The organism is Arthrobacter sp. H14, from assembly GCF_000520495.1.
Taxonomy (GTDB): domain Bacteria; phylum Actinomycetota; class Actinomycetes; order Actinomycetales; family Micrococcaceae; genus Arthrobacter_C.
Genome location: NZ_KI914678.1, coordinates 1 through 7,595 on the forward strand (window position 1 = coordinate 1; position 7,595 = coordinate 7,595).

Below are 7,595 nucleotides of genomic sequence, written 5' to 3' on the forward strand. Positions count from 1 at the left end.
ACAAATTTCTTGGCGTCTTCACTGCTGCTGGCAACCGTTTCGACCTTCCTTGGCCGCAGCAGCGTGATTCCGCACAGAACGTCATTGCCGGGCGAGGAAAGCCGCGCGACGGCCAGTTCCGAGAGATTGTCGAGGAATTTTTCGACGTCACCGCTGTCCAAAACCAGATCCTGCAGGGAACCGGCCGCCGTCTCCGGGGTCGGGGGTGTGCCGGGTGCAGTGGTGTTATCGAAAGTCATGTAGGGCCCCCTCGGTTAGCGTGTCCGCAGCCGCCGCACCGTCAGTATCGGTGACACGGCAGCGAAAGACATCCATGCCGCCCTCTGCTGGATGACACCCCGTTCACACTACGCGCGTTCCCTCCCCGCAGGCGACGTCGTTCCAGGTTCCACCTCTACCCGCTCCTGGCGTTGGTGCTGGTCGGAGTGCTGGTGTTTGCCGAAGACGCCCTGTTCTTCGGGTTCGTAATCCCCGGTGAGACAGCGGCGGTCCTCGGCGGGGTCATCGCCAGCCGCGGCCATGTGGAGCTGTGGATGATGATGGTCCTGGTCGTGCTGGCCGCCATCGTCGGGGATACGGTCGGCTACGAGATCGGCAAACACTTCGGCTCCCGGATGCTGAACCTGAAGGTCATGGACAAACGCCGAGCCAAGCTGGACAAGACACAGGATTTTCTGCGCCGCCGGGGCGGATCAGCGGTCTTCCTCGACCGGTTTGCAGCTTTTTTCAGGGCGGTCATGCCCGCCCTGGCCGGGACGTCCCGGACGCCTTACCCGCGGTTCCTGGCCTTCAACGCCACCGGCGGCCTGGTCTGGGGTGCCGGTTCGTGCTGCTGGGTTTTCTGGCCGGCAACTCCTATGAAGCCGTAGCCAAGGCGGCCGGGCGTGACATCACCGCCCTCATGCTGGTCGTGGCCTTGATCGCGTTCATCACCTTCCGGGTGCACACAGCACGCCGGGAACGCGGCCCCAGCGCCACCGCACCCGGATCCACGCCGGAGGGTGGGCAATGACACCCAGCGCACAGAGCGCCGGGGTTCGGGGTCTGAGGATGACCGGTACGGAAATTCACGTTTGCCGGGACGGGCAGCCATGCAGCTTATTGCGTGGCCGCTCCACCGAGGGTGACTGCTGCTTGTCCGAAGACTTTGTGCGCTGCGTGCAGGCAGATAGCAGTGACGACGATGGCCAGGTATGCGGTCACAGATGAAAAGGCGACAGCATTAGCCAGCAGCGCTGCTGTCATCCCAGTCAGGTTAAACAGGGGCCGGTGTCGGACAACCGCACGGAATCTCTCCTGACCGGCGAGAATCAGCATGAAAAGCAAGGAAACCAAGGCACTGGCAACCACCGCCATCAGTGCCGTTGCGGGATGATAGGCAATTGCCAGAGAAATTATGCCGCCGAGACCGCCAATAACGACAATGCCGTAAAAGGCCGAACGAGCGATTTCCGCCGTGCAGTTCAATCTGTCTGGATAAACCAGTACAGGAAAGTATCAGAAGCCCCTGACTTCTGCATCATTACTTCGCCGTTGGGCCGGCCGATAAGCGGTAAAGGATGGGTCGGTAAGGAACGCCTCCATCAGCTATGGATGTTTGCTGCCATCAGGCGTACCCCAAAAAATGAGTAGTTGAACTACTCGGCACGTAGGAAACCGGCACAGAACCAAGAGGACCGCGCGCCAAAGACAGGTAGCGGCTACTCGTGTCAGCTATCCCCGTCCACTCATACGCTCTTCGCAGTGGAAGCCGCACAGGGACCTTTGTGCGCCTGACCGCCAGGACCCGGGGGATGCCATATGCAACCATTTTCACATGCCGCTGCCGAGAAGCTGCGTTGGCCACGCCGAACTAAAGCCACGTACAGAGGTGACAACGTGCAGGCATCGCTTCCCATTTTCTTCGATCCGAGTGGCAAACGATGGAGGAGACTAATTGTCTGCTTCATCCTGATGATGCTGATCCTCATAGGGACAGCGGCGTGGATCCTCCCGCAGGCGGTTGAGCCAACATGGACACCGGAACGAAACGGGTCCAGTGATTATCCCCGGGAATTACTCGCTGCAGGTGACCAACAAAATATTCCGCTTCTCGGTGTAGAGACCGGGTATACGTTTGTGAGAATCGCCTTGGCGGAGCACAAGGACGGCAAGGTCTATCTGAAGGACCCCTTCAGCGACACCATTTTCCGGGCAGCTACCGAGAACGAGGCGAAGTTAATTGGCGAGCATCCATATGTCATGGAGCGCTTCGGTGCTCCCGCTGATCATCAGTTGATGCTTACTTTCGATGATGGCCCGTCCGCGAAGTACACGCCCCAGATCCTCGATCTGCTCTCGCGGGAGGGCGTCCCCGCCACATTCTTCAGTATTGGCGAAAACATCGTGGAGAACCCTGAGATCTTCGAAAGAATCGTCAGGGAGGGGCACATGGTGGGCAACCACACCATGACTCATGCCGATTTTTACGCCCACGACGATCTGCGGAATCGGGAAGAGTTGATAGGAACAGACCGGATCATGCGGTCCTCAGAGGGTTACGCCTCGCGGCTGTTCCGTATCCCGGAGGGTGATCCGGAAAATAATGCTTTGGCCGTGCTGCAGGCACAACAGTTGGGCTATCGGTACGTCGATATGGACATAGATACTGGCGATTGGAGCTACGAACCGGGCGAGGAAATCCCGGTTCCGAAACTTGACGGCAGCGGAGCCGTCGTTCTGATGCACGATGCGGGCGGCGACAGGACCGCGACGGTGCAAATGCTTGAGAAATTCATAGCAGAAGCGAAAGCCAAGGGATACACGTTTTCTACGCTGGCACCGATCCTGCCCCCAGAGTTCCGTCCCGTGCAAACCGTGGACGCGGGCTTCGTCGACCACGCCACCTTTACGGCTCTGACGCTATTTTTGGTCACTCCAGCTACTACGATCACCTGGCTTTTCTGGTTTGGTATTGGTTCATTGACGATTATGTCCGCGCTCTACGTTGTGCTTGCCGTTATAGGCCACCGCCGGCAGCAACGCAAACGGTGGCAGAGTACCGAAGAGGACTGTTTGCCGTTCGTCAGCGTCATACTGCCCGTATTCAATGAGGAACCAGTTGTAGAGAAGACGCTCGCGGCCCTGAAATCAAGCGACTATCCCGCGATGGAAGTTATTGCGGTGGACGATGGTTCCACCGATGACACCTTGTCGATCATGCGGGAATTTGCCCGCAACTGGCCGAAGCTGCGTGTGCTGACCCAGGAGAATGCTGGCAAGTCGGCAGCCAGCAACTTCGGGATCAGTTCTGCTCGGGGGGAAATCATCGTCACCCTCGATGGAGACACTATCTTCGAGCCCCCGACAGTGCGCATGCTCGCACGTCACTTCATCGACGACGACGGCACAAGGATGGTCGGTGCGGTCGCCGGCCATGTGAAGGTCGGCAACCGCCGCAACCTGTTGACGGCATGGCAAAGTCTGGAGTACATCTCCGGCATCTGCGTCACCCGCATGGCTGAAGGTCTTGTAGGAGCGATCTCCATCGTGCCAGGAGCCTGTGCAGCATGGCGCAGAGAAGCGCTCGTCGCCGCCGGCGGCTATTCGCATGACACGATGGCCGAAGACGCTGACCTGACGCTGTGCATTCAAAATCTGGGCTACAAAATCGTCCAGGAGAATAGGGCGGTTGCCTGGACGGAAGCGCCCATGACTGTTCGGGGCTTGGCGAAACAGCGCCTGCGCTGGACCTACGGCAACTTGCAGGCCCTGTATAAGCACCGTTCAATGATTATGCGGCCAAAGTACGGCGTACTCGGATTGATCGCTCTCCCCTACGCGCTGCTCGCGACGTTAATTCCGCTGGTTTTCATGCCGCTGACAGTCATAGTCGCAGGTATCAGTCTGGCGAACGGTCAGTGGGAAAGTATCGCAGCTTTTGCCGCCTTCGTCGCAATTACCCACATGGTGATCTCGATAGTTGCTGTGGTCATGGTCCGGGAAAGGGCGTGGCACTTGTTAATCGTGCCGATTTACCGTTTGATCTATGAGCCGCTACGGGCCTACCTACTTTACGCGTCCTTGGCCCAGGCGTTGAAGGGCCGGGTCGTAGGATGGTACAAGCCTGAGCGGACCAACAGCGTCACCGCGCCGGTAACCCCGGCTGTGCCCGTGAATGCCACCGCCACGGCGGCGATGGCGAGGCTTCCACGAGCTATCTAACACTCCCCGTGTAGCCATTGCCAAGAATACGGGAGAAAGCGCCGATCTCCTGACCGAGTCCACTGCAGGTGTTGGAAGGCTGCGCCCCGTCCCGTTCCTCGGTTGCGCAGGGTCTGTCCCGGTTGAGAGACCACATCGATATTCTGCCTATTCCGTGGTTCCGGGCAAATTTATTGATACCCCTCGCTGCCGCCATGTCGATAACTTCCCCAGCCACATCATTGTGACCGATCATTGGCGTGACGCCGATCTGGCTCCACAGCTCAGAGGCGTCCAGTGGCTGCCCCGCGTCTGCGTATATTGTGCCGAGTTGCGAGTGTGTGGACCGAATTGCTGCTACGGAAGCCTCCAGCATCGTCTGTTCCTTCAGCCGGCTGGCACTGTAGTTCATGATCATGATGTTTACACCGGCCAAATCGACGCCAGCTTCGAGCATCTGTGTCACGGCAGCGGCACCATGGTCCGTCAATCCTTTGGGGGTTGCAGGTAACGTCACCCAGACCTGCAGGGGATCCGCGCCGGTACGTTCATGTTGGAGCTGGGCAATCACCTCCGCTCTCCGCCGGCCGGCACTCTCGTCATCGAGGTCGTCTCGCTCAATGTCCAAATCCACGACGTTGGAACCGTAGCGTTTGATGACGCTTCGGTAAGCTGCCGCAAGGTTTTCCTTATCGCGGCATCCCGTGGCCAGCTCGTCAGCAAGCTGACCTCCGAAGGAGATGACGATCTCACCACCTTTATCCCGTAACCGAGTTATTCGCTGGTCAAGGTTGAGCTTGCTCGCGGCCCCATCCATGCTGTGGTGCCCGCCCCACGATGGCGTGCAGGGGTTTTCGGGATCGGCAACGATAAAGGAAAGCACCGCTCTCGCGGCTTCAGGGTTCGGCGGCTTGTCGAATTCATAGCTGGAAGGAAGGGTGACGTCTACATAACCAGCAAACCAGGGCACTTCCGGTGCCGGTGATTCAGTATGGCGCGCGCCGGTGACCTCACTACTCGTACCGCTACACGCCGAAATGGAGAGTCCGCCAACAACCATTGCCAGCGTGAACAGTCGGTTCATGCCCGCTCGATGATGCTTGGAAGAAGTTGGCATCATCGGTTCCTAATCTGCCTAGTGAAGCTCCCATTTTATTACATGGTTCCCCCGGCAGGAACGCGCGAGGTGTCCTACGCAGGATCCGGGCCGCCGGTTGCGTTCTATTCGTGGCACCGGCCTACATGTCGGGCGGTGATGTCCCGGCGATGGGAGATACCTAACTTTGCGAAAATACGATAAAGATGTCCCTCAACGGTACGAACGGAGACCGATAGAACTTCGGCTATTTCCTTGTTGCTTCGGCCCTCAAACACGAGGGTGGCGATAATTTTTTCCCTCCGGGTCAGATCCGTTGCCTTATCGGATTCCTCTAGATGATAAAGCATGTTCCCCTCAAGCCGCGCAACGCGTTCAGACAGGATTATCTGAAATTGACGCGCCCGTTGCCCGCTGCCTTGAGCTTCCAGAACGGAGACCGCGGTGGCAAGGGAGTCTGCAGCCATCAGAAAATATCGCGCTTCAATCGCTTCGTCACTGATGATGCGAAGCCTTTCCGGATCCTTCTCTATGGTTGCCCGTGCAAAGCGATACAGTATCCCTGCGGCTACCGAGTCGTTGGCTTCCGCGGCGTCGGAGAGGGGGCCGGCCGCCGTGGTGTCGCCCAGCCTAACAGCCAATTCCAAGGCCAGTAATTGCACCGAACCCATTCCCCGATCACGTGCTTCGGCGGCTACTTGTCGGAGTTCGTCCCGACTGGCGGTTCCTCCCCCCATGGCCATCTGGGCGGCGGCAGTGTGGGCATGCCCTAACAGGAACAGCTGGCGGCTCCCCCTGTACGGTAGCCGGATAAAATCACCGGCATACTCGCGCGCCAGAGAATGCTCACCCATTAACGAGGCAGCGTATGCGCCAAGACCCAGCGCAAGGGGCAGCAATTGTTCGGGATCAGTTTCGCGGAACGCTTCGATTGCGGGGCTGAGCTGGCCGAGGGCGCTGTGCAACAGTCCCTGCCGTGCCAAAACCAACCCTGTTACCAAATTGATGGTTCCACCGAGATAGGCCAGGGTCTGAGGCGATTGCTCGAGATAGCGGGTTATCAGGTCGTGTACGTCGTCCCACCGACCGCTGCAGGTTAGGGATATTGCATATCTTATAACCACGAATTCGTGATAGGTCAGTGACAGGTCCTCGTTTGTGCCGACTATCTCCAGGGCGCGGCTATTCGCTTGTGCACCTAATTCCGGTCTGCCCGTCGCTGTCAACAGTTCGCCCAGGAGTGAGAGGGCGATCAACCGTGTTTCCCCGCTGCCGAAAGGATCTTCTACAATTTGTTGAAGTTTCGGTTCCACATTCTCGTAGCTTCCCTCGAGATTCGAGGCATACAACCACAACAACTGACTGCCGATCCTGGAGAGTTTGAGGATGCGTCCCAAATGACTTTTGGTGTCGGCTGCAATGCGATCGATGGCCCTCGACCACGCCTCTGCGTCTGAACGCAGGCCCTGGGCGCCTGTTCCGGCACGAATTTTCAATTGTGCGGGTAACAGCGCTGCCGACGTTACCGTTTTCACGTCCATGGCGGTGTCGAGCGCACCTTCCAAGAGCTCTCGGGCCTGCGCCTGATCTCCTTGGAGGGAACGGGCTCTGGCCATTTCAATTCTAGCGGCGAGAGCGAGTTTCGGTTCGGTAACCGCCCGTGCCATGGCCAGGGCGAGCGACGTCTGATGAAGCTTGTTGGCGAGAATCGCCGCACGCAGCAACCGGCGGTCGTCCACGTGTGCGCCGCACTCCATAGCCCAGCTCACGTAACGAAGCAGTCCTTCGGCTGAGGAGGGTGCGCTGTCCATAAGTTCGACGATGCTCCTGCGAAGGGTGCGATTCCCTGCTCGAGGCATACTTTGACGGACAATTTCCCCGTAGAGAGGATGTGCCGGACATACCAGGCGCTCTGGAGCCGATCCGACGGTAACGATACTCCTCGTCTCCATGGCGTCAATATCAGAAGTCTTTGCCAGTTCCCGCAGTACACCCAAGGGTAGTGGTTCGGCCAGAGCGACTATCTCCAGCACCCTGCGTTCTTCTGTTGACAGCGGCGCCAGTTCTGCTTCAACGACATCCGCCAAGACCTGATCAGCGGCAGGAGGCTCACCAGAGAGCATCCACACGCCATTCCGGTTGACCAAGTGGTTCTGGCGTTGGGCCTGTTCAATCAGGGCGCGCAGGAACATTGGGTTACCAGCCGAAGCCCTCCCGAAGGCTGCACTGGCGCTGCGCAATATATCCGACCCCAAAACCGTCACGCACAACTTGTGCACCTCGGCCATTGTTAGCGGCTCGAGATCCAATCTGCTCA

6 protein-coding genes and 1 pseudogene are annotated in these 7,595 nt (G+C 58.5%); 3 read left to right on the top strand and 4 right to left on the bottom strand.

Annotated features, from left to right (window positions below; translation table 11 throughout):
- Window positions 1-239: pseudogene (locus Y707_RS27120) on the bottom strand (response regulator receiver protein); the annotation flags it as partial.
- A gap of 192 nt (window positions 240-431) precedes the next feature.
- Between Y707_RS27120 and Y707_RS32980 the strand changes: the two are divergent.
- Together Y707_RS32980 and Y707_RS32985 are read left to right on the top strand one after the other, a co-directional pair.
- A complete protein-coding gene (locus Y707_RS32980; RefSeq protein ID WP_253905232.1) occupies window positions 432-869 on the top strand; it encodes a DedA family protein in 438 nt (145 codons plus the stop codon).
- Complete coding sequence (locus Y707_RS32985; protein WP_253905233.1) at window positions 827-1,012, top strand: hypothetical protein; 186 nt, start codon at window positions 827-829, stop codon at window positions 1,010-1,012. The genes Y707_RS32980 and Y707_RS32985 overlap by 43 nt, the downstream gene beginning before the upstream one ends.
- 86 nt (window positions 1,013-1,098) lie before the next feature.
- Here the strand turns inward: Y707_RS32985 and Y707_RS0117390 are convergent, their stop codons facing one another.
- A complete protein-coding gene (locus tag Y707_RS0117390; protein WP_026536023.1) occupies window positions 1,099-1,467 on the bottom strand; it encodes a hypothetical protein in 369 nt (122 codons plus the stop codon).
- A gap of 411 nt (window positions 1,468-1,878) precedes the next feature.
- On the opposite strand from Y707_RS0117390, the gene Y707_RS27130 reads away from it, so the two are divergent.
- A complete protein-coding gene (locus tag Y707_RS27130) occupies window positions 1,879-4,203 on the top strand; it encodes a bifunctional polysaccharide deacetylase/glycosyltransferase family 2 protein (protein ID WP_253905234.1) in 2,325 nt (774 codons plus the stop codon).
- Here the strand turns inward: Y707_RS27130 and Y707_RS27135 are convergent.
- Both Y707_RS27135 and Y707_RS0117405 read right to left on the bottom strand, forming a co-directional pair.
- The gene (locus Y707_RS27135) at window positions 4,196-5,266 is read right to left on the bottom strand and encodes a chitinase (protein ID WP_162150246.1); all 1,071 of its coding nucleotides are present in this window, start codon (window positions 5,264-5,266) and stop codon (window positions 4,196-4,198) included. The two genes, Y707_RS27130 and Y707_RS27135, sit on opposite strands and share 8 nt — an antisense overlap.
- A 137-nt stretch (window positions 5,267-5,403) precedes the next feature.
- Window positions 5,404-7,595: helix-turn-helix transcriptional regulator (locus tag Y707_RS0117405; protein ID WP_216699286.1), on the bottom strand; the 2,192-nt coding region annotated here is incomplete at its 5' end.

Bases quoted from the DNA above. Each gene is read 5' to 3' on its own strand.
- Y707_RS27135 (WP_162150246.1), bottom strand. From the start codon at position 5,266: ATGAACCGACTGTTCACGCTGGCAATGGTTGTTGGCGGACTCTCCATT.